The following is a 26618-nucleotide window of genomic DNA, read 5'->3' on the forward strand; positions in this document are numbered from 1 at the left end:
GGCGCATAATGGACAAAATTAAACGAATACTCGCAGTTGTCGACCCTTCCGTCGAGCTACAACAGAGCTTATCTCGAGCCGCTGAAATAGCGCGCAACACCGGCGCAAAAATCACCGCCTTCTTATCCATCTACGATTTCTCTTATGAAATGACCACCATGCTTAGCGGCGATGAGCGTGAAGCCATGCGCAGAGCGGTGATCGCAGATAAACAGCAGTGGCTACAATCGTTATCGGCACAGCATGAGGACATCAGCTTCGATACCAAGGTGGTGTGGCATAATCGTCCTTTTGAAGCCATTATTCGAGAGGTGTTAGAGCATGAATATGACTTGGTGATCAAGGGCACCCATCAGCATCATGCCCTTAAATCGGTGATTTTCACCCCGACCGACTGGCACCTTATTCGTAAATGCCCCACTCCGTTGTTGTTGGTGAAAGACCATAAGTGGCTGGTTGGCGGTGCTATTTTGGCGGCCGTCAATGCATCCAGTGATGATGAAGAGCATCAAGCACTGAGCCATCGCATTATTAAGGATGCCCAGTTTATTAGCAAAATCGCTCAGGGCGATCTGCACCTGGTCAATGCCTACCCGGCAACTCCGGTCAATATTGCCATCGAAATCCCAGAGTTTAACCCGTCTCAATATAATGAAACGGTGAAAGAGCACCACCTTAATTCTACCCGGGAGCTGGGGAAGCAATTTGATATTGCCGAACATCATCAACATGTGGAAGAAGGCCTACCCGAAGACGTACTGCCTCGCTTGGCGAAGAAACTCGACAGCGAATTAGTGGTCATTGGTACCGTGGGTCGTACCGGGTTTAGTGCTGCACTCGTGGGTAACACCGCCGAGCATGTGATCGATAGCCTTGATTGCGATGTACTGGCACTTAAGCCGGACGGCTATCGCAGCCCCCTAGAAGATTAACGTTTTTCAACACCCAAAGGCAGCATCAGCTGCCTTTTTCTTGATGCCTTGAGAGCCTCAGCCTATAATACGCGCCTTTGATTTTAGCCGTAACGAGGGTGCCCAGGTGTCGCATTCAGCACAAGCCAAAGCGCAATACAATTTCAACAAACTGCAAAAGCGCTTACGCCGCCATACCGGTCAGGCCATTGCCGACTTTAATATGATTGAAGAAGGCGATCGCATCATGGTGTGCTTGTCCGGTGGCAAAGACAGCTACACCCTGCTGGATATCCTGCAGAACCTGCAACGTTCGGCGCCGATCAGTTTCGAACTCTTCGCCGTCAACCTGGATCAAAAGCAACCGGGCTTTCCTGAGCATATTTTGCCGCAGTACCTAAACGAGTTGGGTATCGAGTACAAGATAGTCGAGGAAGACACCTACGCCATAGTCAAGGATAAGATCCCCGAAGGCAAAACCACCTGCTCGCTGTGCTCACGCCTGCGTCGCGGCATTTTATATCGCACCGCCAAAGAAATGGGCGCGACTAAGATAGCCCTGGGCCATCACCGCGACGATATGATCGAAACCATGTTCTTGAACATGTTCCATGGTGGCAAGTTAAAAGGTATGCCGGCGAAACTCATGAGCGATGACGGCCAGCATATGGTTATTCGTCCACTGGCCTATTGTAAAGAAGCGGATATCGCTGAGTATGCCGAGCATAAGCAGTTCCCGATTATCCCCTGTAACCTGTGTGGCTCGCAGGAAAACCTGCAACGACAAAACGTCAAAGCCATGTTGCAGCAATGGCATAAGCAACACCCGGGGCGCATCGAAAGTATCTTTACCGCGATGCAAAACGTGGTGCCATCGCACCTAGCCGACACCAATTTATTTGCCTTTAGCGACTTGCAAACCGGCGAGGTGATCGACGGCGGCGACTTGGCCATGGATAAGGTGGAGTTTAACGAAGCGGTTCGCGAAGATGCCCCCGCTGAAGGCGTGGTTAAAGTTCAAGCCATTGAGCTAAGTTAAAAAAAGCGCCGAACGGCGCTTTTTTTATTGGTGTAAAACCTAAGCTCGGATTATTTAGCAATCCAGGGGGTAATACGTGCCAATTTGCTACCATCTACCAATACCGTCTCACTGTCTTGCCACTTATTTTTGATAGTGACCTTACAGCGGGTGTCGACGCACTGCCAATCGGTGGGCACATTGGTCGGTACCGAGCCGTTAAAGTGCAGCTGAATGCCCTGCTGCTCCGGTAACAAGAAAGACATCAGGGTCCCTACGAAGAAACCGGAAAGATCCGCTAATAGCTCCTCAAATTCTTCATTTACCTGATAGAGCTGCCCAGCGGTGATCCCCTGTTGCGGCATTTTCGCTTCAATTTGCATGCTTAACTGACAGCCACCGGCATCAGCGGGCGTTACCACGACCATGGCCTTGTGAGTATCAAGCTCTTTATCAAAGGGTAAAAACAACTGACCTTTGTCGTTATAGGTCAAGGAGTAGCTTTGTTTTTCCGTTAAAATTTCACCCTCGGTAATATCGCACGGCTTGGCATCGGCATAGGTTTTTAAATAGAAACCCACCTGCGCATACTGATATTCGCCCTCATTCACCACTTCCATGCGGTCATAAAACCCGTCGTAAGACATGACTACGGGCTCGGCGGCCGCGCCAAACGACAAAATTAATAAGGGGGATATCCAGGAAGACAATTTATTCATCAAAATACGCCTCATTGTGATCTATCATCGCGTGCAGCTCTTCGATATAGGCTTCACCGCGTTCGGAGTAGGACATTAACCCATAGGCCAGCGCTTTCGCGCTCAACGGTTGTTGCGCCTGGCGCAATTCGGCGCGAATATCACGCAGCTCGCGATAGGCATTATGAGTATTAATGTTATAGAAATACGCATCAACCGCCTCTTGCACCGACTGATACACGGCCACTTCATGCTTAGCCCCCTGATTACGGCGCTTGGGTACCAGGCCACAGCCTTCGCTAAAACACCATTGACCAAAAAAGTTTAAGCCAATACGGGCAAAACGCGAGGTGCCCCAGGCCGACTCATTGGCCGCCTGCATCATCACCAACTCTTTAGGGATCACATCCACTCGACGTAATGACTGTTGCAATGACAGTTCGCCGATTTCTTCATCCTCAAGGCCATATTCGGCAAAGATGTCTGCCACCTTTTGCTCTTGTGTGGTGGATAAGGCCTGCTGATACTGCACCATCATCAGGGCAATTTCTAAGGTCGCACGCTGCTCCCTTACTCGGCTGTTAGCTTTTTCCACCGGTCCACGAATAAAGTCAAAAAACAGGGATTTTTTCTTTTTGATATCGGTAACCTGTGCAAAGTTCGGCAACTTCACATTATGCCGTGGTTTCTCTACCACCGGCTTTTTAGCCGCCTGCTCAGAAGTCGCGTCTGTGACTTGTGCCCCTTGTTCTTGCTGCCCCCAAATAAAAGGGTACAAAATACCGGTAATGGATACGATGGCGAATAAAACGAGTCCCAGTTTTTTGATCATGACACCTCTAGAATTCATCTGTCTGGATAAACAAACGGCGCATTATATCCTAACAGAGGCAAATACGAAATAATCACTACTTAAGCGCTAACATCATACAAGACAATGAGTTATTTATTGTTTACACTGAGTATATAAGACTCAGGGTGACGAGTATTGCATGGCCGATATTTGGCAACAAAGACGTACAGGTGAAGATAAGCACCGCCCCAACGATAATCGCTCTTCGTGGCAGGTGGACCGCTCACGTATCATTCATGCCGCTGCATTTCGTCGCTTACAGGCAAAAACGCAGATCATGGGCATTGGTCTCAACGACTTTCACCGTACCCGCCTCACCCACTCTTTGGAAGTGGCCCAAATTGGCAGCGGTCTGCTGCGCCATTTGGGCCGACAGCACCCCGAGGTCAAATGCCTACCCGATGACTCCTTATTGGAAACCTTGTGTTTAGCACACGATATCGGTCATCCGCCTTTCGGCCACGGCGGGGAAATTGCCCTTAATTATATGATGCGTGAACACGGTGGCTTCGAAGGCAATGCCCAGACCCTGCGGATTGTCGCCAAGCTCGAGCCCTATACCCAGGGCTATGGCATGAATCTCACCCGTCGTACCCTGCTGGGTTTTATCAAATACCCGGCAATGCTCGATACCTTATGGCATAGCAAGCCATCGGAACCGGCGCAGCAGCGCTATATTAAAGCCAATGAGTGGCGCCCCGCCAAAGGCCTGTATGGCGACGACATTGATTTGGTGGACTGGATCTTCGCCCCTTTCAGTAACGCCGATCGTGCCTTGTTCCAAAGCCATCAGCCACTGGATAGTTTCCGTGCCAAAACCTTATATAAGTCGGTCGATGCCTCCCTCATGGAGCTGGCCGATGACATCGCCTACGCGGTTCATGATTTGGAGGATGCCATTGCCACCGAGCAGATCACCATTCACGATTGGCAATCTCATGCCGAGCCCGTTCTGGCTGGCCTCGACTGCCCCTGGTTAAGCGATGCCAATATGGCGCAACGATTATTTTTCCAATGCGAGGCACAGCGCAAGGACATTATCGGTGAATTGGTTAATTTGTTTATTACCCAGGCCAGGCTGTTGCCCACCGAGGGGGGCTTTAGTTGCGATATTCTCAGCTACCAGGTGGCTTTGCCACCGAGTTATCAGGCCCTGCTGGATTGCCTTAAAGGCTTTATCTATAAGCGCCTTATTCGCGCCCCGCATATGCAGCAGATCGAGTTTAACGGTCAGAAGCTGATCATCGAGTTGTTTGAAGCCTTTGCCAGCGACCCGCTTCGCCTGTTACCGGAAACAACCGCAATCGCTTATCGCCAAGCGGAACAACGCGGTACCAGCACCTATCGGGTGTTGTGCGATTATCTCAGCGGTATGACCGATGAATATGCCTATAAAACCCACCAGCGTCTATTTAGCAGCGGCGCTTATTAACCTAACAGGCTTTCCTCCCAAGATACCCAGCATTGCGCTGCGCCCGTTTGTACCCTCGGCAGATTGACCTATTATTAATAGGCAATTACTTGCGTTTATTCATTCATGTTGGAAACCGAGTTGCAAAGGAAGTCGCGATGCCATTTTTCGCCCTGTTGATTGTTATTTTTTCTCTGTTATTAGCGCCTGGGGTTTACGCTCAACAGCCTTCGTTATTTATTGAAGAACGCCAAGCCATTGTCAAAGACATAGATAAATATGACTGGATACGCCTGAGCTCGGGGGAGTGGCTAAAGGGCGAGTTCAAGGCCATGTACGACAAACAAATCGAGTTTGACAGCGACATACTCGACACCCTGTTTATCGACCGCGAAGACGTGCACATGGTGATATCCGGCAGAGCCCATAGTGTGCGTTTTAATGATGGCTCGGTTAGCGAAGGACCCTTGCTGATAGGCCCAAACTATGTCCAAGTGGGCGAACGACAACTTACCTATTTGCCCAAAGACCTGGTCTCCATCGCCGCCAGCGCAGACAATGTCGGCGGTGCCTGGTATGCCAAGGTCGGTATTGGCGCCAATCTCAGCCGCGGTAATACGGAACAAACCGAGCTCTCCGCCAGTGTCGACATTAAGCGGCGCACCGCCACTAACCGACTGTTGATCAATGCCCTGGCGGCACGCACCAGTAACGACGAAGAAGTCACAGAAAACAATGTTCGCGCCAACGGCACCTTTGATTGGTTTTATACCAAGGCGCTGTATTTTCGTCCGGTATTTTTCGAATACTATCGTGACCCATTTCAAAATATCGATCATAAGTACACCCTGGGCGCCGGGGTGGGTTATTACGTGGTTGATAATCAACGCTGGGAGTGGGATATCGGTCTGGGTCCGGCCTATCAACGTACACAGTTTGCCAATGTCGGCGTCGATGCCGCCAGCAGCAACTCCTCGACCTCAGTTTATTTTGCATCAAATATGGATTATGAGCTGACGTCTGACATAGATTTAAACTTTGACTACCGCTTTACCTTTGCCGAGCAGGCCGCCGGTGGCAATGCCCAACATGCCCTGGCCGGTGCCTCCATCGACATTACCAAGGATATCGATTTCGATATATCACTGCTTTGGGACCACCTGCAATCCCCCATTGCCAACGCCGATGGCAGTGTGCCGAAGAAGGACGACTACAAGATGATTGTCAACTTTGCCGTCGAATTATAGGAGTGACTATGGCTGAGATACATCCTCAACGCCTCAACGGCGTCGCAGTACAAAGCCCCACCAAGGGCCCCGCCTTTGGCACGGCTCTTGGCTTGGCCCTAACTCTGATGATATTGGCCACGCCGGTACAAGGCGCCACGGTCGAAGAGCGCTTAGCCGCCCTGGAGCGTCGCATTGCAGAATTAGAGCAGCAACTAAAACAAAAGGATGCTGAGATTGAACGACAACTTAAGCTCAAGAACGCCGAAATAGCGGCGATAAAACGTCCTCTCACTACGGTCAAAACCCAAACCGAGGAGCCTAGAAGCAAGCTCAATGGCCGTCTCTATCACGAGTACGAACGCCCAAGCTACCGTTTCAAAACGCCACCAAAAAGCATTTTCCTAAGCGACTCGGAAACCACCCTGCAAATCGGCGGGCAAATCTGGCTCGACGCCATCTATAACGATGGTGAAATGGCCAACCGCGGCGCCTTCCAAACCTCGTCCATTCTCTTTGAAGGCAACGCCAGTGACGATGACACCCTGCTCAGCGCCGGGCAATCTAAACTTTCCTTTCGCAGTCATACCCCCACCGAGCATGGCGATATGACCACACGTTTTGAGTTTGATATGTTCGATGCCGATGGCAATGCCGATTTTAATCTCACTCACCTCTGGGGAGAGCTGGGTAGCTGGGGGGCCGGGCAGACCTTTAGCGGTTTTATGGACATCAACTCCTTTCCCAATATCCTCGACTATTGGGGTCCATCGGCCATGGTGTTTGCCCGCCATCCGCAAATTCGCTATCGCCGCAGTTTAGGCAACGGCAGCTCTTGGGCCCTGGGCATTGAGCGCTCAGATGCAGATCTTGCGTTACCGGTTTATATCGACCCGGCGTCCCTGAACTATAGCGAACAAAACGACTGGCCCGATGCCAGTGCCAGCTATACCTACCAATTTGACCAGGGGTATATTAAAACCGCACTGCTGCTGCGCTATTTGGGATATAAAACCACCCAGCAAGAAGACAAGGTATGGGGCTGGGGTATCAATGTCAGCGGCACCTATGATCTGGGCTACAGCCATAGCCTCAAATTCCAGCTGGCCAACGGCAAAGGCATTGGCCGCTACCTTAACGATCCCTGCTGCCATTATTACGCCGATATCACCGGCGGCAGCGACGCCGGCCTGGACGGCAATGGCGAATTGACCGCCATCGGGGCCACAGCCGGCTTTATCTATCTGGATAAACAGTGGAACGACAGCTACACCTCATCCATTGGCATCAGCTACGTGGATATCGATAACATCATTACCCAGCATCCCCTGTCCTTTAACAACAGTCTCTACAGTACGGTAAACCTGATTTACAACCCCACCATCATGTCGCGCCTCGGGATCGAGTTGCAATATGGTGAGCTGCAAAATTATCAGGGAGATAAGGGCGACAATATCCGCTTGCAGACTTCTTTTGGCTTTAAATATTAGAGCCGCATTTCCCATTGAGTGATAAGGACTCACACAAATGAAAAAGATACTTTATCCGCTGTTATTGGTGTTGGCCCTTGGGCCCTTTACACAACTCGATGCCAGGCCCTACGATGCCGCCAAGGTTGAGCAGGTATTAGCCCAGGCCCACGCCTTGTATAAAGACGATAAGAGTGGCGCCAATGCAGATTACATTCCTGCCCTAGCCAAGGTCGACAGCGAACTTTTTGCCATTGCCGTGGTCACCGTCGATGGTGCGGTTTTTAGCCGTGGCGATATCGACACTCTCTTTTCAATTCAGTCCATTTCCAAGGTGTTCACCCTGGCCCTGTCCATGGAACAAAAAGGAGCCGAGGCTATCCGGGATAAAATCGGTGTTAACGCCACCGGCCTGCCCTTTAATTCGGTGGCCGCCATTGAGTTGAATGAGGCCAGAGCTGTCAACCCCTTGGTAAACGCCGGAGCCATGGCCACGGTCAGCCTGATAGGCGGCGATAACGCCGAGCAAAAGTGGCAGGCCATTAGTGCTTGGTATGAGCAATTTGCCACCCGTAGACTCGGGGTCATTGAGGACGTCTATCGCTCCGAGTCCAACAGCAATGGTCATAACCTGGCCATTGCCGAGCTGCTTAAATCCTACCATCGTTTTTACGGCGATGTGGATATTAACCTGGATATCTATACCCGCCAGTGCTCTGTGGGAGTCACCACCAAAGACCTGGCCATGATGGCTTCTGTGCTGGCCAATGGCGGTAGCCACCCCATTAGTGGCGAGCGATTGATGAGTGCCGATAATGTTGAGCGGGTCTTGGCGGTTATGACCACCGCCGGTTTGTACGAAACCAGTGGTGAGTGGGCCTACACCGTTGGCCTACCAGCAAAAAGTGGCGTTGGCGGTGGCATTATCGCGATTATGCCGGGTAAGTTCGCCATTGCCGCCTTTTCACCACGCCTAGATGGTGCCGGCAACAGTGTACGTGCCCAAAAAGCCATTGATTACATTGCCGACAAAGCCAAGGCAAATATATTCAGCCACCAGGACTAACACAAGATGCGGGGCGGCGAAAAGCGCCCCCTGCGGTGTTGTGGCGATTCCTTCCAAGGGCACAAAATGCTACACTGGCGCGCTATTAATAATAACTTTCGTCATTAATCACCAATGAAAATAATTTCCTTCAACATTAATGGGTTACGCGCTCGCCTTCATCAGCTTCAAGCACTCATCGACAAACATCAACCGGATGTGATCGGCTTACAAGAAATTAAGGTGCATGATGAAATGTTTCCCATCGCCGATGTCGAAGCCATGGGTTATCACGTTTATTTTCATGGCCAAAAAGCCCATTACGGTGTGGCCATGCTGACCAAAAAGCCGGCCAAAATGGTGAAAAAAGGCTTTTCGACCGACACCGACGAGCACCAAAAACGCATGATTGCGGTGACCGTCGAAAATGCCCAAGGGGAAGATGTAACCGTGCTCAATGGCTACTTCCCACAAGGCGATAATATCAATCATGAGACCAAGTTCCCTTATAAACGTCAATTCTACAGCGACCTGATGGCCGAGCTAAGCAGCCAATACAGCGCCGACAGCAAGCTAGTGGTAATGGGCGATATCAATATTTCCCCGATCGATTTAGATATCGGCATCGGCGAAGCCAATAAGAAGCGCTGGCTAAAAACCGGTAAATGCTCATTCCAGCCTGAAGAAAGACAATGGTTGGCCACCCTCACCGATTGGGGCCTGGTGGACACCTTTAGACAGCTACACCCGGACGTTGACGACAGATATTCGTGGTTTGACTACCGCTCCAAGGGTTTCGACGACAACCGCGGTCTGCGTATCGACGTTATTCTAGCCACCCCCGCCTTGGCCGAATCATTAACCGACAGCGGTATCGACTATGAGCTACGGGGTATTGAAAAACCCTCGGATCACGCGCCGGTGTGGAGCACTTTCGAGGGCTAATTGGTTATGTTGGTAAGCACCTTGGCCCTGGCGATTATCCTAATGTTGACCCTGGATAAACCCAGCCTGCTTGGTCTATGGCACCGTCCGGCAAGACAAACCGGGCTCTTTGCTTGCGCCCTGGTGTTAGCGCTGTTGTGGCGAATTAAGGCCGGTATTGCCCCGGGGCTGGATATACATATTCTCGGTATTACAGCGATGACGTTGATCCTCGGTTGGCGTTTAGCCACTTTGGCCGCGATACTCGCCACCGCCTTGCTTGCCAGCTTTTCGACCATCGCCTGGGAAAACGCCGCTGTGTTTGTGATCACCACGGCACTTATCCCCATTTACTTTAGCTATGGTGTCTTTGTGTTGGTTTATAACCTGCTGCCACGCCATTTATTTATCTATCTATTCGTTTGTAGTTTTCTCTGTGCGGCGCTGGCCAATTGCCTGAAGATTTTAGTTGGTGCGCTGTATTACTGGGCCATTGGCACCTATGAATGGTCTATGCTGATGGACAACTACGTGATTCTAAGTGCGCTTATCTGGTTCCCGGAAGCCATGCTCACCGGGATGGCCATGACTCTGCTGGTGATCTATCGCCCCCATTGGGTGCGCACCTTTTATGATAAGGAATACCTTGCACCATGAGTGCTTATCGCTGCCCGTTATGCCAACAACCTTTAGCCCGCCAGGGCAACGGCCTAAGCTGTGAACAAGGACACCAGTTCGATTATGCCAAAGAGGGCTACATCAATTTATTGCCGGTGCAATACAAGAAATCAAAACAGCCCGGTGACAATCAAGACATGGTGCAGGCCAGACGCCGTTTTCTATCAGCGGGCCATTATCAGTTTTTACGCCAGGCACTGGCCGAACGCGTTAGCGCCTTGCATCAGGCGAACACGGCGGTCATCGACATGGGCTGTGGTGAGGGCTACTACACCAGCGAACTAGCAAACCAGCTACAGCACAAGGGTCAGGTCTACGGCATAGATATCGCCAAGCCGGCGGTGCGCTACGCCGCCAAACGCTATGACACCTGCGAATTTGCGGTGGCATCGAGCAAACAGATCCCCTTGAAGGCCGGTTCGGCGTCGGTCGTGACCAGTGTGTTTGCGCCCATCTTTGCCCAAGAAAGCGCTCGTTTGTTGGCGCCACAGGGACACCTGGTGGTGGCCTCCCCCGGGCCGCGACATTTGGCCGAGCTTAAAGAGATTATCTATCGTGAGGTGCGTGAGCATCAGCAGGTTGACATACCCACCGGCTTTACTCGCAGCGCCGAACAACTGCTTAGCCATACTCTGACTCTTACTGGCGAGCAGGCGAGAGATCTGGCCTTAATGACGCCCTTTGCCTGGAAGTTTAGTGTCGAACAATTGGCCGCACTTGAAGCACAGCCGGAATTTAAGGTGCAGGCCGAGTTTTACCTCAGCGAGTTTCAGAAGAGTTCCTGACGAAAGGTCTTATCCATTTTATCAAACACGTCCTTTAGCAGCAGGGCCAACTCTCGATAACGAGGCTTGGCCTTGGCCGGAGCACCTTGATAGCCTTGGGCCACCATTTTCGTATACAACTCCTTGTACCAATGGGCATGTGCTGGCGGCAGCGGCGATGACGCCCGCTTAGCAAGCCATAACAGCCCCTGTACCGGCAAAGACAAAATCAATAAGGCGCACGCCAGCGCTGGCCCGAGGTAATACTGACCCAATAATTGCAATTGCACCACCAAGCTGGTGAGCGCCAGCACCGGCATTACCTTAATGGCGAATAAGGTGGCACTGATAATACGGTTTTCCACAAACATGGGAGCCAGCTCTCGGCGCAGCGGCCAGAGTTTGGCGTAGCTATGCCCTTGTTGAATTTGTGCCATCATACTGTTTTGCATTTACGCCCCTTACAGCTAACGTTTAGTGGCAATATAAGGTAAAATAGCCGGTCCCACTGCAATAATACCTTAGTCTAAATGTAGCCTTTGGTCATAGCTATTATGACCAGGTTAAAAGCTATTACTTTAGGTAAACGTGGGGTTTAATTTCTGATATTCAACCACGGGTCTACCAAATGTCTGTACAACACGTCCTAGTTTTAAATTGCGGCAGCTCGAGCCTAAAATTTGCGGTTATCGACGCCAACAGCGGCGATGAGCTGTTAAGCGGCTTGGCCGAACGCCTCCATAACGACGACGCTACCTTAAAGTATAAATTCGCCGGCAACAAAGAGCAAAACGCATTAGCCAGCGGAGCCGATCACAAAATTGCCATCGACGCCCTTGTCGCACTTATTCACCAATATGATCTGGCCAAGAATTTGATTGCCGTCGGTCACCGTGTGGTTCACGGTGGTGAGCAGTTTACCGGCTCTCAGGTGATCACCCCGGACGTGCTTGACGCCATTACCCAGACTGCCCAATTAGCGCCACTGCATAACCCTGCCAACCTCACGGGTATTAAGGCAGCGCAAACGGCGTTTCCTAAGCTGGTCCAAGTGGCCGTATTCGACACCGCGTTCCATCAGAGCATGCCCAAGCACGCGTTTTTATATGCCTTGCCTTATTCCCTGTACAGAGAGCATGGTGTACGCCGTTATGGTTTCCATGGCACCAGTCATCATTATGTTTCCAACCAGGCCGTCGAGGACCTGGGGTTGGCCGCGGATAATCATCGCCTGATCACCGCCCACCTGGGTAATGGCTGCTCCGTCTGTGCCATTAAAAATGGTGCAAGTGTCGATACCAGCATGGGACTGACCCCGCTTGAAGGCGTGGTTATGGGTACTCGCAGCGGTGACATCGACCCGGGTTTATTCGATTACCTTACCAGTCAGCTTGGCTATTCGGTGGCCGAGGTCAATACCATGCTCAACCAGCAAAGTGGTTTACTCGGCATTAGCGAATTGTCTAATGACTGTCGCACCATAGAAGAGGCCTATCTAGAGGGACATGAGCAAGCCACTTTAGCGCTGGATATCTTTTGTTACCGCCTGGCCAAACAAATTGCCGCCTACCTGGTGCCGTTAAAGGGTTTGGACGCCCTAGTCTTTACCGGCGGTATAGGTGAGAACTCAGACATTATTCGCGCCAAGGTGCTTGAGCACCTTAGCTTCCTGGGCTGGCAACTCGATGAACAGCGTAACTTGGCCGCACGTTTTGGCAAAAGTGGCATCATTACCAGTGACACCAGCCCAATTACCGCCATGGTGGTGCCGACCAATGAAGAATGGATGATCTGCCAGGATGCGGCTCGTCTGGCCAAAGGAGCCTGATCATGTCTAGACGTATTATGCTTATTCCCGTATCCACCGGTGTTGGTCTGACTTCGGTGTCGGTGGGTTTGGTGCGGGCGCTGGAACAAAAAGCACTGAAGGTCAACTTTTTCAAACCCATAGCCCAGCCACGTCGGGGCGAATGTGGTCCGGAAAAGTCCACCGCCATAGTGAAAATTGGTTCGAGCATTAACCCGCCGGAGCCGATTTCACTGGCCTACGCTGAAAAGATGATCGGCGATGGTAAGGGCAATACCTTGCTCGAAGAAATCGTTGAGCGTTTTGAAAGCGGCATTAACGACGATGAAATCGCCATTATTGAGGGCATGGTACCGACCCGCAACCAACCCTATGCCGGGCGCGTCAACCGAGAAATCGCGCAAACCCTGGGCGCCGATATCGTCTTTGTGGTGACCCCGAGCAACGACACGGTGGAAGAGCTTGAGGACAAGTTGGAAATCGCCGCCGGCAACTATGGTGGCATCGCCCATCCAAGAGTGTTGGGCTGTATTTTCAACAAGGTCAATGCGCCGCTTGATGAGCAAGGCCGAGCCCGTGCTGATTTGGTCGAGCAGTTCAACCCGGATTTACTGGATAACGAAATTAACCGCCTGGCGTCCATGCCTCTGTTTCGCAAGCACCCGTTCCAACTCTTGGGCACCATTCCCTGGGACTTTGAACTGGTGGCCCCGCGTGGCATCGATCTGGCCAATTATTTAGATGCCCGCATTATTCACCAAGGCGACCTGCTGCACCGTCGTCTGCGCCGGGTAACCTTCTGTGCCCGCACTGTGTCTAACCTGCTGAACCACATTTCTCCCGGGGTCCTGCTGGTCACGCCGGGCGATCGTTCCGATGTCCTGGTTGCCGGTTGTTTATCGGCCATGAACGGCACCAAGATAGGCGCCATCTTACTCACCGGTGGTATTGAACCGGAACCCCGCATTATGGAGTTGTGCCATCAGGCGATGGAGCAAACCGGATTGCCGATCCTGGCCACCGAGCACGATACGTGGCGCACCTCCTTGCTGCTGCACAACTTCAATTTAGAAGTGCCCTGCGATGATGAGCAGCGCGTCGACAAGGTGAAATCGCATCAGGCCACCTTTATCGATTCCGACTGGCTCGATAGTCTCGCACAGCAGTCGCAAAAAACCCGTAAGTTGTCGCCACCGGCATTCCGCTATCTATTAACGGATAAGGCCCGTCGCGCCAATAAAACCATTGTGCTGCCCGAAGGCGAAGAGCCCCGCACCATAAAAGCGGCGGCTATTTGTGGCGAGCGTGGCATTGCCAATACGGTGTTACTGGGCGACCCTATGGAGATCACCCGCATTGCCGAACAACAAGGGGTTGAACTCAACGAGCGCATGCAACTGCTCGACCCAGAGCAGATCCGTCGTGACTATGTGGCGCCCATGGTGGAGCTGCGTAAGAGCAAGGGGCTGACCGAGGTCGTGGCCGAAGAAATGCTGCAAGACAACGTGGTGCTTGGTACCATGATGTTGGCCCAGGGCCAGGTGGATGGCCTAGTCTCCGGCGCCGTGAACACCACAGCCAATACCATACGCCCGCCGCTGCAACTGATCAAAACCGCACCGGGGTCGTCTCTGGTCTCGTCGGTGTTCTTTATGCTGCTGCCGGATCAGGTGTTGGTATACGGCGACTGCGCCATTAACCCGGATCCGACCGCTGCCCAATTGGCGGACATCGCCATTCAATCCGCCGACTCTGCCAGCGCCTTTGGTATCGAACCGAGGGTGGCGATGATCAGCTACAGTACCGGTAGCTCAGGGGCCGGCGCCGACGTTGAAAAGGTGCGCGAGGCCACCGAATTAGCGAAACAAAAGCGTCCCGACTTAATCATCGACGGTCCACTGCAATACGATGCCGCTATCATGGAAAATGTGGCCCGTAAAAAGGCGCCTAACAGCCCGGTCGCGGGACAGGCGACTGTGTTTATCTTCCCCGACCTGAACACCGGTAACACCACCTACAAAGCGGTACAACGAAGCGCCGAGCTGGTCAGTATCGGCCCTATGCTGCAGGGGATGCGCAAGCCGGTCAACGATCTGAGCCGCGGTGCCTTGGTGGATGACATCGTCTACACCATCGCCCTGACCGCCATTCAAGCGGATCAGAGCCAAGCCTAATTCCTCGCTTATGTTAGGCACATAATCACAAGGGTGCACCTTCGGGGGCACCCTTTTTATTTCGTTATTAGCAACAACCAACCGGGTGTTGATCAATAAACAGACAGAGCATTAAATTTATTATATTTCAATAAGATAAAAACTATCGACCACCCTACCCCCAAACTTATCCACAGCTATTGTGAGCAACTTCCGGTGGCATAAATTGCGCTTTTTAGGTATAACTTGTACTTATACCAATTCGCTCAAATAGCTAATCATTCTAGCGGGCTAAATCTGATCACATACTTAACAGAATTGGTATTAACCCAAGGGGATCTGTATGGCCAAACAAACGCTCCAATTACTCCCGCATGAATTCACCATTCACAGCTTCGACAGCACGGCTGCCATCCCGGGCATTATTTTTCAAAGCGAAGTCTACTTTGTAGGTAAAACCGCAGATGAACTGTCCATCGTCTGTAACAGTGATATTAAACTCGATAGCCTGGAGCAGGAACCCGGCTGGGTGGCGCTGGAGGTGTTGGGGCCACTGGGCTTTTCCCTTACCGGCATTTTGTCTAATATTTCCGGTGTCTTAGCTCGCGCTAACATCTCCATCTTTGCCATTTCCACCTTTGACACCGATTACATCTTGGTCAAACGCATACAAGTTAAAAACGCCATGAATTCATTAAAAAAAGAAGGATATAACGTACGTTCATGAACTACACAGCGCAACTAATCGCCGCACGTGAACTGTCGCAGAGCACCCTACCATCGACTGCAACTCTTTATGCCCCCCTTAGCGGCGCCGTTTTACCCTTGACCGAGGCACCCGATGCCCTGATGGCGCTGGGTTTATTAGGCCCCGGAGTTTGCATCCAGATGCGCGGCCATAAACTGCTAGCCCCCTGTGACGGCACCTTGGTGAAAGTCAGCGAAGGAGCAAAACAATGGCATTTTCGCAGCCAGCACGGGCTTGAGATTCTGCTCTATTTACACCTTGATGAACCCAGTATTTGCAACAAGGCAAAATTAAAATACTTAGACGGCGCCACCTTAACGCGCGGCGAAGAAATTGCCTATTTCGACCTGCGGCAGTTTAAATCTGCGCCCTTGGCCGCTATCATGATCACCAATCTCGCGCCGTCGACGCTGACCTATTACTGCCAGCAGCAGGTTGCGGCCAATGAACCCTTATTATTTATCGGCAACTAAAGCTACATACAGATTATGACCACAATTATGTACGGTATCAGTAACTGCGATACCATTAAAAAAGCAAAAAAACATTTAGAAAATAATAACGTAGAATACCAGTTCCACGACTATCGCAAACAAGGCCTGGACTTGGCGTTACTCACCGAGCTTGAAGCCTTGTTCGGCTGGGAAGCCATGGTCAATAAGCGCGGCACCACCTATCGCCAGCTTAGCGATGAACAAAAGCAGCAATTGGATAAAGACTTGGCCATGACCCTGATGCTGGAGTCTCCGGCCTTAATAAAGCGCCCCATACTGCGCACCGACGAGCATCATTTGATCGGTTTTAAGGCGGCGGACTACGACGCCATTTTTGCATAGGAAACGCCATGAGTGCTGTCATTGACCTGGCTAAAGAGTTAATCCGCCGTCCTTCGGTGACCCCTAAAGACGCCGGCTGCCAGCATGTTATCGCCGAGCGTTTAGCGAAGATCGGGTTTACCAATGAGCCGATGTTTTTCGTCGATACCCTTAACACTTGGTCGCGTAAGGGTCAGGGCAAGCCCAATGTATGCTTCGCCGGACATACCGATGTAGTGCCGGTGGGCGATGAAAACAAATGGCGCTTTGCGCCCTTTTCGGCCACAGAGCATGAAGGCTATTTGCATGGCCGCGGCGCCGCCGATATGAAGGGCTCTTTGGCCGCCATGGTGGTGGCTACCGAGCGCTTCATTGCCAACCACCCCGAACACAAGGGCTCAATTTCCTTTTTGATCACCTCGGATGAAGAAGGTCCCTTTATCAACGGTACCACAAGGGTGATTGACACCCTGGAAGCGCGTAATGAAAAAATCGATATGTGCATCGTTGGCGAGCCCTCCTCCACCGACAAGCTGGCCGATGTGGTCAAAAACGGTCGCCGTGGCTCGCTCACCGCGTATTTAACCGTTAAGGGCAAGCAGGGCCATGTGGCCTATCCCCATTTGGCCGAGAATCCGGTGCATCAGGCCACCGCCTTCTTACAGGCCTTGTGTCAGGAAAAATGGGATGATGGCAACGAGTTTTTCCCCGCCACCAGCATGCAGATCTCCAATATCAATGCGGGCACCGGTGCCGGCAATGTGATCCCCGGAGAGCTGGAGGTGCAATTTAACTTCCGTTACAGCACCGAGCTGAGTAAAGAGCAGATCCAGGCCCGTGTCTTAGCCCTGCTGGCAGAGCATAAGGTCAATTACGATATCGACTGGACTCACAACGGCCAGCCCTTTATCACCGAGCCGGGCGAGTTAACCACCGCGGTGCAAGGGGCGATTGAAGAGCAAATGGGCTATCAGGCTGAACTGCAAACCAGTGGCGGCACCTCGGACGGTCGCTTTATCGCCCCCACGGGCGCCAAGGTGATTGAGCTGGGACCTCGAAACGCCACCATTCATCAGGTCGATGAATGTGTCAGCTGTGATGATTTAGACAAGCTGGCACTGATTTACGAAGGGATCTTAAGGCGATTGCTAACATGACACTGGCATTATGCGCCACCGGGCGCAGCGAGTCCCATTTGTGTGACTGGCAAGGCCAGCGCCTAAACCATGAAGCGCTGGCGGACTTCCAGCGCTTGCAACGCCGTGCTCTGGCCGATGGTATCGACCTCCGTATTGCCTCGGCATATCGCTCCTTTTCCCGCCAGGCTATGATTTGGAACAACAAGTATCTGGGCGTGCGACCTGTTTTTGATGCCTCACAACAGGTGGTCGACCTCGCTGCCTTGTCGCCGTTAGAGCGCCTGCATGCCATCATGCTTTATTCGGCGTTGCCCGGAGCCAGTCGCCACCATTTCGGCAGTGACTTTGATGTGTGGGACCCAAGCGCGGTGGCTGAGGATTATCAACTGCAACTGAGCCCGGATGAATATGCTCCCAGCGGGCCTTTTGCTACGCTCAACGCCTGGTTAAGCGAACACCTGCATGAACTGGGTTTTTATCGCCCCTATCTAAAATACCAGGGCGGTGTTGCCGCTGAACCTTGGCATATCAGCCATATAAGCAGTGCCGAGACGTTACAAGGTTGGCAAACCCCAGCTAGCATAGCCGATGCCCTAATTGAATCTGAGGTGGCGGGAAAAGAAGAGATCCTCCCCCATCTTGATGAGCTCTATGCGCGCTACGTGCAAACCCTCTGCGCGCCGGAATGAAGACTCCATAAAAACCAAAAAGCAGCGCCAACGCGCTGCTTTTCTTTAATTAGGCCTTGGGCTAAACCCTATTCTTGTTTATAACGCTCAAAGAAGCGACCTAAACGTTGCATCGCCGGGGCCAGCTCATCCTTATGGGGTAAGAAGACAATACGGAAGTGATCCGGCTCCGGCCAGTTAAAGCCACGACCATGAACCAGCAGAATTTTTTCCTGTGTCAGCAGGTCCAACACCATGGTTTCATCGTTACTGATATTAAAACGCTTGGTGTCCACCTTGGCAAAACCATACAGGGCTCCTTTGGGTTTCACACAGCTTACCCCGTCAATGTCGTTAAGGCCCTGCCAGGCAATATTGCGCTGCTCGTATAAACGTCCACCGGGCTCGATCAAGGCATCGATGGATTGCACGCCACCCAGTGCCTGCTGCACCGCATATTGAGCCGGTACGTTGGCACATAAACGCATGGACGCCAACATGTCTAACCCCTGGATCAAATCGCTCATACGCTGCGTCGGACCGCTTAGCACCATCCAGCCGATGCGCAGGCCAGCGGCACGATAGGTTTTCGCCAAGCCATTAAAGGTGATCACAGGCACATCGTCACACAAGGAGGCGATGGAACTATGGGTGGTGCCATCATAGAGAATTTTTTCGTAAATCTCGTCGCTCAGTAATAGCAAGTTATGTTCACGAGCCAAGGTGATCAAGTCCAGCAACAGGTCGTTACTGTACACCGCCCCCGTGGGGTTGTTTGGATTGATTAGCACCAAGGCCTTGGTTCTGGAGGTGATTTTGCTGCGAATATCGTCGATATCGGGAAACCAGTCCTGCTGCTCATCACAACGATAATGCACCGCCTTACCGCCGGCCAGGGTCACACAGGCACTCCATAAGGGGTAATCCGGCGCCGGGATAAGAATTTCATCGTCATTGTTCACCAGGGCCTGGGTTACCATTTGGATAAGCTCACTGACGCCATTGCCGATAAAAATATTGTCGATACTGAGGTTATGCAAACCACGCTGTTGATAATGTTGATAGACGGCCACCCGCGCCGAATATAACCCCTTGGAATCACAATAGCCCTGAGCCGAGCTGAGGTTACGAATAATGTCTTTAAGCATGTCTTCGGGCATATCAAAGCCAAAGGCCGCCGGATTGCCGATGTTAAGCTTGAGCACCTTTTGCCCTTCATCTTCCATGGCCTTGGCGGCAGCCAACACGGGCCCACGAATATCGTAGCAAACACCGTGTAACTTCTGACTTTTTAAAATTTCTGACATGCTTTCCCCCTTCAAATTATTACCGTTAGATTATCGGCACAAGCGGGAAATAGCTATATGTGATATGCCCTTAGCTATGAATTAATTTCAACTTTGTTGTTGCCACTGCTTTATCAGCTCAATACTTTGCTCTATGGCATTAGGGAGTGCATCGATCTGCGCCTGCAGCGCCTGTTGCTGGCCTTCGGCCAGGCCATGCTCTATGGCTCTTGCCGTATCCGCCAGGGTGACGGCGCCAAATTGGGCGGCGTTGGACTTCAAGCTATGAATATTGCGAATGGCATCGCCTTGCTCCTTGCCCAAGGTTTGTTTAAAGGCACCATGTAAGCGACAGAATTCACTAAAGCAAAATGCGAGGGTGTCATCAAAGTGCTCACCGAGTAAGTCCTGCATTGCTAATAACGCAGATTCATCAATTTTTATCTCCATGTTCCCTTTTCCTTGTTTATCAGTGGCCCGGCAAAGGATAGCAAATGCGCAACTTGGAGCAAATAGCCAAAACCAGTACAATGGCGCCATAGACCCCTAATTCATACTTTTTGCCATGGCTCGTCCTCTTTGCTCCCGGTGTCACTACCCTCCCAGCAGTTGTGTGTGTCCCTTTGTTAATCAAATCGATAACCGCATTAAGCTTTGGGTATTGCAACATCCCCACGAACAAAAGCAGGCTAAAAGCACCACCCCACTGTTACAGTTGGGATTAACTAATGTACAGCTCTGTGTAGGTGAGCACCCCGAGGATTTTGCCGAGGTAAGAGCCATTAGCGAGCAGGCCTGTGCGCTGTTATACCCAAGCACAGACGCCGAGCCCGTGGAGCAGTGCCACAGCCCCCTTGAGCATATTATTGTTCTCGATGGCACCTGGAGTAAGGTGCATAGGCTGTGGCAACAAAACCCCTGGTTACATGAGCTTAAGGCCCTGAGTTTCGACCAGGTTCCCGCCAGCCGTTACCATATTCGTAAGGCCAATCGCGAGCAAAGCCTATCGACACTCGAAGCCAGCGCCTATTGTTTAGCGCACCTAGAAGGGCTCGATACCCGCCCCTTGTTGCACTTGCTTGAGGGCTTTGTCACCATGCAAACAAAGCAGATGCCCGCAGCCGTTAAGCAACGTTATCAAAAATGAGTTCATCGCTTATGGCGGATAAGTACCGCCGCGGCCCGGATTACCGTTTTGGGGTGGACGTAGACTTCCGTGAGGTACGCACCACCTTTGGCCTGCGCGCCATCAGTGTGGGGCGCTGGGTTAATAGTGAAGAGCGTCAACGAGCCGCCAACCTGGTTTACGATGCCTTAGCGGATCTCACCCAAATTCTGGCGGTTCCTCCCGAGGTCATTGGCCTACGCCAGAGCTTAACCCTGGCCTTTGCACAAGGCGGGCGTTTGGGTGTACAAGCGCATTATCACAGCAGCACGCGTACCCTAGCCCTGGCTAAAAATGCCGGCAGCGGCGCCTTTGCCCATGAGTGGTGGCATGCGTTTGATCATTACATCAGTCGTTTTTTATTTACCGGGCCAACATCCCAGCGTGCGTTTGCCAGCAAACTCTGGCTGACCCGGGATGACTATAATGAGCACCGACTTAATCAGCCCCTGTTGCAACTGCTCACCCTGACCCTTTTAAACGAGCAGCAAACGGATAGCTCGGCCTACTTGCGCCGCAATGCTCTACTTGATGCCAGTGCCGGTCAATATTACCTGGCCATGCCAGAAGAGCTGAGCGCTCGCGCGTTTGAACACTATGTGCAAAATGCCGAGATAAAAAACCAGTATTTGGTCAGTGGCACCAAGCAAGGGGAATTGGCCAAGTTAGGCGCCTACCCCAACGCCGATGAGGCGGCAAAGCTGGCGCCGTGTTTTCGGGAATATTTTACCCTTTTGGGGCAATCACTGGGATAAGGGTAGGACCGCCCTGAAGACTTGGGCGGCCAAGAGACAGGAAGCGAGCTTACTGCTGGCCTTCATCACCAATTCGGCTTGCCAGGGCACTGTTTTGGCCCTTGTATTTGGCATCTACACGAGCGTTATAGGGTTTTTCCGCCGGGCTAGAAAGGGTTTCAAAGCTCAGTGCACCGATTTTCATATTCGGGCGCAGCGCCAAAGGCAGCTTGCCGGAATTATAAAATTCAAGCACGATATTGCCACTCCAGCCCGGATCGATGCGGTGTGCGGTCACATGCACCATCAAACCCAAACGGGCCAATGACGAACGACCGTCGAGCCAACCAACGATATCCGCCGGCAGGGTCACAGATTCATAGGTAATGGCCAAGGCCAGCTCGCCCGGGTGCAGGAAAAACGCATCGCCCTCTTTGATGACGATTTCATCGCTCATAATGGACTCCATCGCCGCATTAAGCTGCTCTTTAGGGCCGCTTAAGTCTACATACGGCGCACAGTGATCCTGAAACACGCGAAATTTATTGCCCAGGCGCAAATCGACGCTGACGCCTGAGATCATCTGCTCGTCGGGCTGCGGGGTGATCACGATGCGCTGATCGTTTAGGTATTCTTTTATATGGGTATCTGATAAACGCATGGTTAGTCGTCCGTTATAATAATTTCTACGCCCTGTTGAGCGCCTTGTTGATAATAGAGTTGGCTGGCACACAGGCGAGCCGCCGCGGCAAAATGTGCCGCCATGTTTTGATCTTGCTCGTTTAGGTCACCGCCGCGCTCCGAGCACTGGCGAATTTCCATCGCCAGCGGTAAGTGCGCCAAGATAGGCACGCCGTAGCGCTGCGAAAGTTGCACCGCACCGTCGGCGCCGAAGATATGGCTCGACTCACCACAGTGAGGGCATTGGAATTGACTCATGTTTTCCATCAAACCAATAATGGGCACGTTCACCTTGTTGAACATGGCCACCCCTTTTTGCGCATCGGCCAAGGCTAAATCTTGGGGGGTGGTGATGATCACCGCCCCCGATGCCGGTACCTTTTGCGACATGGTCAGCTGAATATCGCCAGTGCCTGGAGGCATATCCACGACCAAATAATCCAGCTCCCCCCACTGGGTTTCATTCAGTAGTTGCACCAGAGCTTGTGATGCCATGGGCCCGCGCCAAACTGTGGCATCGTCCGGGTCCACCAAAAAGCCTATGGACTGGGCTTTTAAGCCATGGGCACTCATGGGCAGCAGGGTTTTCTCGTCTTTGGCCTGAGGTTTCTGCCCTTGCAGGCCCAATAACAAGGGAATAGAAGGACCATAAATATCGGCATCAAGAATACCGACGCGGGCACCTTCATGGCGCAGCGCCATGGCCAAATTGACGGCGCAGGTGGATTTACCCACACCGCCCTTGCCGGAGGCGACCATAATAATGTGTTTGATGTTGGCAAATCGCGGTTTTTCAGCCAACTGAACGTCGATTGCCACCTGTATCAGGCGGCTCAATTGCTCGCTTAGAAAGGCACCGAGATCCGGCGCTTCTTGAGCACAGGCAAAGGGCATAACAAGCTTGCATAAACCTTGCTCGCTGCTGGCCTGTACCGCGGTCTCTGGCACCCCTGCGGGAAAGGCGGCGCTGCGATAGCGACCCAGATGTTGCCTATATTCTTCCTGCCATTGTGAACCCCGGCGTTTTGAAAACAAAGAGGGTTTTTTACCTGAGCCTAATCCAAACATAGTAACTGCATAAATAATTAAAGAAGCGTAATGAAATGTGCCGCCAAATTATGTAACATTCAGGGCATTAACACCAGTCTATTCACCCTAGGCACCGAAACTTCATCGCGCTACAGCGCCTTGAGTCGATGATCTGGGTGATCCTATCTGAGATGGAATAAGCACCTTATGGCAAAGAGAAAAATTCTCATTACAAGCGCCCTGCCTTATGCAAACGGTCCTACACACCTGGGCCACATGCTTGAGTACATTCAAACCGATATTTGGGCTCGCTTTCAAAAGTCCCAAGGACATGAAACCTATTATGTGTGTGCGGACGATGCCCACGGCACGCCGATCATGCTCAATGCACAAAAACAAGGGATCAGCCCTGAGGAAATGGTTGCCAAGGTTAGCGTTGAACGCCAACGTGACTTTGCCGATTTTAATATCGAGTTTGATAACTACCACAGCACCCACTCGGATGAGAATAAGGCGCTAAGCGAGCTTATTTATAACCGCCTTAACGACGGTGGTTATATTAAAAAGCGCACCATCTCGCAGTTATTTGACCCGGAAAAGCAAATCTTCCTACCGGATCGCTTCGTAACCGGCACCTGTCCAAGCTGTGATGCAGAAGACCAAAACGGCGACAGCTGTGATGTCTGTGGCGCCACCTACTCGCCGACCGAACTGAAATCACCACGCTCTGCGATGTCAGGCGCCACCCCAGTGCTGCGCGACTCCGAGCATTACTTCTTCGACCTGCCTGCTTTTGAGGGCATGCTAAAAGGTTGGCTGCATTCGGGCAGTATTCAGGAAGAAATGGCCAACAAGCTTGACGAGTGGTTTGCCGATGGCCTGCAGCAGTGGGATATCAGCCGCGACGCGCCTTATTTCGGTTTTGAAATCCCAGGCGCACCGGGTAAATACTTCTATGTGTGGTTGGACGCCCCTATCGGCTATATGGCCAGCTTTAAAAACCTGTGTGATAAAAACGGTATCGACTTTGATGCCTTTTGGCGCGAAGATTCCGACGCTGAGCTGTATCACTTTATCGGTAAAGACATTATTTACTTCCACAGCCTGTTTTGGCCAGCCATGCTTGAAGGCGCCGGTTTTAGAAAGCCGACCAATGTCTTCGCCCATGGTTTTGTAACCGTTAACGGCGCCAAGATGTCTAAGTCAAAAGGCACCTTTATCAAAGCCCGTACCTACTTAGATCACCTTGATCCCGAGTACCTGCGTTATTACTTTGCCGCGAAACTTAGCGGTGGCATTACCGACTTGGATTTAAACCTGGAAGATTTCGCCCAGCGCGTTAACTCGGATCTTGTCGGTAAGGTGGTCAATATCGCCAGCCGCTGTGCCGGTTTCATCACCAAGAAGTTCGATGGCAAGCTAAGCAACACCAATGCCGAGCCGGCCTTGTTGGCCGAGTTTGCCGCGGCCAAAGAAAGCATAGCCGAACACTATGAAAACCGTGAATTCGGTCGTGCGGTACGCACCATTATGGCCCTGGCCGATAAAGCAAACCAATATATTGATGCGCAAGCGCCTTGGGTTTTGGCTAAAAACGAAGACACGGTGCAGCAAGCCCATGAGGTATGCAGCGTTGGTCTGAATCTGTTCCGTATCCTGATGACCTATCTGCGCCCAATTTTGCCGGGCATGGCCGCCAACGTCAGCGATTTCTTAAACGATGATCTGGCATGGGATAGTGTCGATAAGCCGCTGCTAGGTCAGCCTATCAATAAATTTAAAGCGCTGATGCAGCGTGTCGAAATGGATAAGGTTAATACCATGGTCGATGAATCAAAAGAAAGCCTGGCGCCACAAAGCCAAGCACTGGAGCAAGTAGCCGACAACGGCGAGTTGACAAAAGATCCGCTGGCGGATGAGATCGAGTTTGATGACTTTGCCAAGGTGGACTTACGCGTAGCCCTCATCGCCAACGCCGAGCATGTTGAAGGTGCCGACAAACTGCTTAAACTGACCCTGGATCTGGGTGGTCAGCAGCGCCAGGTATTCGCCGGCATTAAATCGGCCTACAGCCCGGAGCAGCTGATTGGCAAACACACCGTAATGGTTGCCAACCTGAAGCCGCGTAAGATGCGCTTTGGCCTTTCCGAGGGCATGGTGCTGGCTGCAGGCCCTGGCAAGGATGAGATCTACATTCTTGAACCTCATGCCGGTGCCAAGCCGGGCATGCGCGTGATGTAAGCGTCTGTACACAGATTCAAAGGCCAGCTTAATGCTGGCCTTTTCTATTTATGCATCAAGATCACCTTACCTATATTGGCGTTTTGCGCTAAACGCTGATGGGCTTGTTCCACCTCTTCCCAGGGGTAAACCGTATCGATCACCGGCGTTAACTCACCGCTTAGCATGCCCGCTTCACACCTATGCTGCAGCTCTTTTACCAAGGCCGATTTATACTCGCTGCTGCGATTACGTAGGGTAGAGCCGATAATGGATGCGCGCTTTTGCAAGACCCTGGCAACATCCAATTGTTCGCAATAGCGTCCGCCAAGCAGGGCTAAGATCACAATTTTACCGTCTTGGGCCAAGGCCTTCAGGTCTCTGTTAAGATAGTCACCGGCAACAGGGTCGATAACCACATCGGCACTTAGGCCCTCGGCACGCATGGTGTCTGCCCAATCGGATTGACGATAATTAATCACAGTATCGGCACCGAGTGCTAAACAGGCCTGGCGTTTTTGTTCGCTGCCAACGGTGGCCACCACCTTGGCGCCAAAATACTTGGCCAGCTTGATAGCGGCGGTTCCGACCCCGCTGGCACCACCATGTATTAACAGGGTATGGTCGACACCAAATCCTGGATATTGGCGCAAGGCATCGAATGCGGTTAAGAAAACCTCACAAAAGCCGGCCCCCTGTTCGGCACTGAAGTTAGGCGGTAACGCCAGGCAATGACCCTGATCCACGGCCACATATTCACCATAGCCACCGCCAGCGCACAGCGCCATCACCTGTTGACCCTGCCACTTGCCGTCGGCTCCCTCGCCCACGGCCACCACTTCGCCGCACACTTCTAATCCTAAAGTGGGACTGTCCCCTGGCGGTGGTGGGTAATTACCCTGACGCTGCAATAAATCGGCGCGATTAACGCCCGCTGCGAGCACTTTTATCAGTAATTGCCCTTGTTTTGTCTGAACCTTTGCTGACTCGGTGATAACTAGCTGTTTATTTTCATTTAAATCAATTGTTAGCATTGTGTAATACCAAATTGTCGTAGTATGATTGAGGTAGTACCTGTAAGGATAGAACTACAACTAAAATAGTAATTATTAGCTGTCGCTGCAAAATTAACTAGAATATTTTTCTTATATTTTTCTAGCCAGTGGCTGTTTTAAT

General features: G+C 51.8%; 27 protein-coding genes. 19 read left to right on the forward strand and 8 right to left on the reverse strand.

Annotated features, from left to right (window positions below; genetic code table 11):
- Nucleotides 1-8 precede the first annotated feature (8 nt).
- Nucleotides 9-932: a universal stress protein UspE gene (gene uspE / locus KD147_RS04035; RefSeq protein WP_212546984.1), complete on the forward strand. Its 924-nt coding sequence runs from the start codon at nt 9-11 to the stop codon at nt 930-932.
- A gap of 106 nt (nt 933-1038) precedes the next feature.
- Nucleotides 1039-1950 (forward strand): tRNA 2-thiocytidine(32) synthetase TtcA, encoded by a 912-nt coding sequence (gene ttcA / locus KD147_RS04040; protein WP_212546985.1) that lies wholly within the window; start codon nt 1039-1041, stop codon nt 1948-1950.
- Nucleotides 1951-2000: 50 nt separating this feature from the next.
- Here ttcA and KD147_RS04045 read toward each other — a convergent pair whose 3' ends face one another.
- Both KD147_RS04045 and KD147_RS04050 read right to left on the reverse strand, forming a co-directional pair.
- Nucleotides 2001-2648 (reverse strand): DUF2987 domain-containing protein, encoded by a 648-nt coding sequence (locus tag KD147_RS04045; protein ID WP_212546986.1) that lies wholly within the window; start codon nt 2646-2648, stop codon nt 2001-2003.
- Nucleotides 2641-3459 carry a glucosaminidase domain-containing protein gene (locus tag KD147_RS04050; RefSeq protein WP_212546987.1) on the reverse strand — a complete coding sequence of 273 codons (819 nt, stop codon included), beginning with the start codon at nt 3457-3459 and terminating at the stop codon, nt 2641-2643. The genes KD147_RS04045 and KD147_RS04050 overlap by 8 nt, the downstream gene beginning before the upstream one ends.
- A gap of 160 nt (nt 3460-3619) precedes the next feature.
- On the opposite strand from KD147_RS04050, the gene KD147_RS04055 reads away from it, so the two are divergent.
- The 7 genes from KD147_RS04055 (at nt 3620) to rlmA (ending at nt 11018) form a co-directional block, all read left to right on the forward strand.
- The gene (locus KD147_RS04055; RefSeq protein ID WP_212546988.1) at nt 3620-4912 is read left to right on the forward strand and encodes an anti-phage deoxyguanosine triphosphatase; all 1293 of its coding nucleotides are present in this window, start codon (nt 3620-3622) and stop codon (nt 4910-4912) included.
- A 137-nt stretch (nt 4913-5049) separates the two neighbouring features.
- Nucleotides 5050-6138 (forward strand): DUF481 domain-containing protein, encoded by a 1089-nt coding sequence (locus KD147_RS04060; protein ID WP_212546989.1) that lies wholly within the window; start codon nt 5050-5052, stop codon nt 6136-6138.
- Nucleotides 6139-6146: 8 nt separating this feature from the next.
- Nucleotides 6147-7607, forward strand: coding sequence for a DcaP family trimeric outer membrane transporter (locus KD147_RS04065; RefSeq protein ID WP_212546990.1), 1461 nt, complete (start codon nt 6147-6149; stop codon nt 7605-7607).
- Between the two features lie 37 nt (nt 7608-7644).
- Nucleotides 7645-8652, forward strand: a complete 1008-nt coding sequence (gene glsA / locus KD147_RS04070; protein WP_212546991.1) for a glutaminase A — start codon at nt 7645-7647, stop codon at nt 8650-8652.
- 114 nt (nt 8653-8766) lie between these two features.
- Nucleotides 8767-9576 carry an exodeoxyribonuclease III gene (gene xthA, locus KD147_RS04075; protein WP_212546992.1) on the forward strand — a complete coding sequence of 270 codons (810 nt, stop codon included), beginning with the start codon at nt 8767-8769 and terminating at the stop codon, nt 9574-9576.
- A 6-nt stretch (nt 9577-9582) separates the two neighbouring features.
- Complete coding sequence (locus KD147_RS04080; protein ID WP_212546993.1) at nt 9583-10212, forward strand: energy-coupling factor ABC transporter permease; 630 nt, start codon at nt 9583-9585, stop codon at nt 10210-10212.
- Nucleotides 10209-11018, forward strand: a complete 810-nt coding sequence (gene rlmA / locus KD147_RS04085) for a 23S rRNA (guanine(745)-N(1))-methyltransferase (protein ID WP_212546994.1) — start codon at nt 10209-10211, stop codon at nt 11016-11018. Before KD147_RS04080 ends, rlmA begins: the two co-directional genes overlap by 4 nt.
- On the opposite strand, the gene yfbV is transcribed toward rlmA, so the two are convergent.
- Nucleotides 11003-11449 carry a terminus macrodomain insulation protein YfbV gene (gene yfbV / locus KD147_RS04090; RefSeq protein ID WP_212546995.1) on the reverse strand — a complete coding sequence of 149 codons (447 nt, stop codon included), beginning with the start codon at nt 11447-11449 and terminating at the stop codon, nt 11003-11005. The genes rlmA and yfbV overlap by 16 nt on opposite strands.
- A 176-nt stretch (nt 11450-11625) precedes the next feature.
- Here yfbV and KD147_RS04095 point away from each other — a divergent pair, with 176 nt between their 5' ends.
- The 7 genes from KD147_RS04095 to KD147_RS04125 all read left to right on the forward strand — a co-directional run bounded on the left by KD147_RS04095 (nt 11626) and on the right by KD147_RS04125 (nt 18348).
- A complete protein-coding gene (locus KD147_RS04095) occupies nt 11626-12825 on the forward strand; it encodes an acetate kinase (protein ID WP_212546996.1) in 1200 nt (399 codons plus the stop codon).
- 2 nt (nt 12826-12827) lie between these two features.
- On the forward strand, nt 12828-14978 hold the full coding sequence (pta, locus tag KD147_RS04100; RefSeq protein WP_105255588.1) for a phosphate acetyltransferase: 2151 nt from the start codon (nt 12828-12830) through the stop codon (nt 14976-14978).
- Nucleotides 14979-15300: 322 nt separating this feature from the next.
- Nucleotides 15301-15684, forward strand: coding sequence for an ACT domain-containing protein (locus KD147_RS04105; protein ID WP_105255589.1), 384 nt, complete (start codon nt 15301-15303; stop codon nt 15682-15684).
- On the forward strand, nt 15681-16178 hold the full coding sequence (locus KD147_RS04110; protein WP_105255590.1) for a PTS glucose transporter subunit IIA: 498 nt from the start codon (nt 15681-15683) through the stop codon (nt 16176-16178). Before KD147_RS04105 ends, KD147_RS04110 begins: the two co-directional genes overlap by 4 nt.
- Before the next feature lie 15 nt (nt 16179-16193).
- Complete coding sequence (locus KD147_RS04115; RefSeq protein WP_105189550.1) at nt 16194-16541, forward strand: ArsC family reductase; 348 nt, start codon at nt 16194-16196, stop codon at nt 16539-16541.
- An 8-nt stretch (nt 16542-16549) separates the two neighbouring features.
- Entirely contained in the window at nt 16550-17677 is a 1128-nt protein-coding gene (gene dapE, locus KD147_RS04120; RefSeq protein ID WP_212546997.1) for a succinyl-diaminopimelate desuccinylase, read from the forward strand.
- Nucleotides 17674-18348, forward strand: coding sequence for a M15 family metallopeptidase (locus KD147_RS04125; protein ID WP_212546998.1), 675 nt, complete (start codon nt 17674-17676; stop codon nt 18346-18348). The genes dapE and KD147_RS04125 overlap by 4 nt, the downstream gene beginning before the upstream one ends.
- A 68-nt stretch (nt 18349-18416) precedes the next feature.
- On the opposite strand, the gene KD147_RS04130 is transcribed toward KD147_RS04125, so the two are convergent.
- Nucleotides 18417-19634, reverse strand: coding sequence for a pyridoxal phosphate-dependent aminotransferase (locus tag KD147_RS04130; protein ID WP_105255593.1), 1218 nt, complete (start codon nt 19632-19634; stop codon nt 18417-18419).
- Nucleotides 19635-19721: 87 nt separating this feature from the next.
- Nucleotides 19722-20063 (reverse strand): Hpt domain-containing protein, encoded by a 342-nt coding sequence (locus KD147_RS04135; RefSeq protein ID WP_212546999.1) that lies wholly within the window; start codon nt 20061-20063, stop codon nt 19722-19724.
- Nucleotides 20064-20178: 115 nt separating this feature from the next.
- On the opposite strand from KD147_RS04135, the gene KD147_RS04140 reads away from it, so the two are divergent.
- Both KD147_RS04140 and KD147_RS04145 read left to right on the forward strand, forming a co-directional pair.
- The gene (locus KD147_RS04140; protein ID WP_212547000.1) at nt 20179-20760 is read left to right on the forward strand and encodes a tRNA-uridine aminocarboxypropyltransferase; all 582 of its coding nucleotides are present in this window, start codon (nt 20179-20181) and stop codon (nt 20758-20760) included.
- Entirely contained in the window at nt 20757-21533 is a 777-nt protein-coding gene (locus KD147_RS04145) for a CLCA_X family protein (protein ID WP_212547001.1), read from the forward strand. The genes KD147_RS04140 and KD147_RS04145 overlap by 4 nt, the downstream gene beginning before the upstream one ends.
- A gap of 49 nt (nt 21534-21582) precedes the next feature.
- On the opposite strand, the gene dcd is transcribed toward KD147_RS04145, so the two are convergent.
- Together dcd and apbC are read right to left on the reverse strand one after the other, a co-directional pair.
- A complete protein-coding gene (gene dcd, locus KD147_RS04150) occupies nt 21583-22173 on the reverse strand; it encodes a dCTP deaminase (RefSeq protein ID WP_105189543.1) in 591 nt (196 codons plus the stop codon).
- Nucleotides 22174-22175: 2 nt separating this feature from the next.
- Nucleotides 22176-23261 carry an iron-sulfur cluster carrier protein ApbC gene (gene apbC / locus KD147_RS04155; protein WP_212547002.1) on the reverse strand — a complete coding sequence of 362 codons (1086 nt, stop codon included), beginning with the start codon at nt 23259-23261 and terminating at the stop codon, nt 22176-22178.
- A gap of 168 nt (nt 23262-23429) precedes the next feature.
- Here apbC and metG point away from each other — a divergent pair, with 168 nt between their 5' ends.
- Nucleotides 23430-25463: a methionine--tRNA ligase gene (gene metG / locus KD147_RS04160; RefSeq protein WP_212547003.1), complete on the forward strand. Its 2034-nt coding sequence runs from the start codon at nt 23430-23432 to the stop codon at nt 25461-25463.
- A gap of 44 nt (nt 25464-25507) precedes the next feature.
- Here metG and KD147_RS04165 read toward each other — a convergent pair whose 3' ends face one another.
- Entirely contained in the window at nt 25508-26476 is a 969-nt protein-coding gene (locus tag KD147_RS04165) for an NAD(P)H-quinone oxidoreductase (RefSeq protein WP_212547004.1), read from the reverse strand.
- Between the last annotated feature and the right edge of the window lie 142 nt (nt 26477-26618).

Origin of the sequence: Pseudoalteromonas sp. BDTF-M6, assembly GCF_018334135.1 — a bacterium.
GTDB lineage: Bacteria > Pseudomonadota > Gammaproteobacteria > Enterobacterales > Alteromonadaceae > Pseudoalteromonas.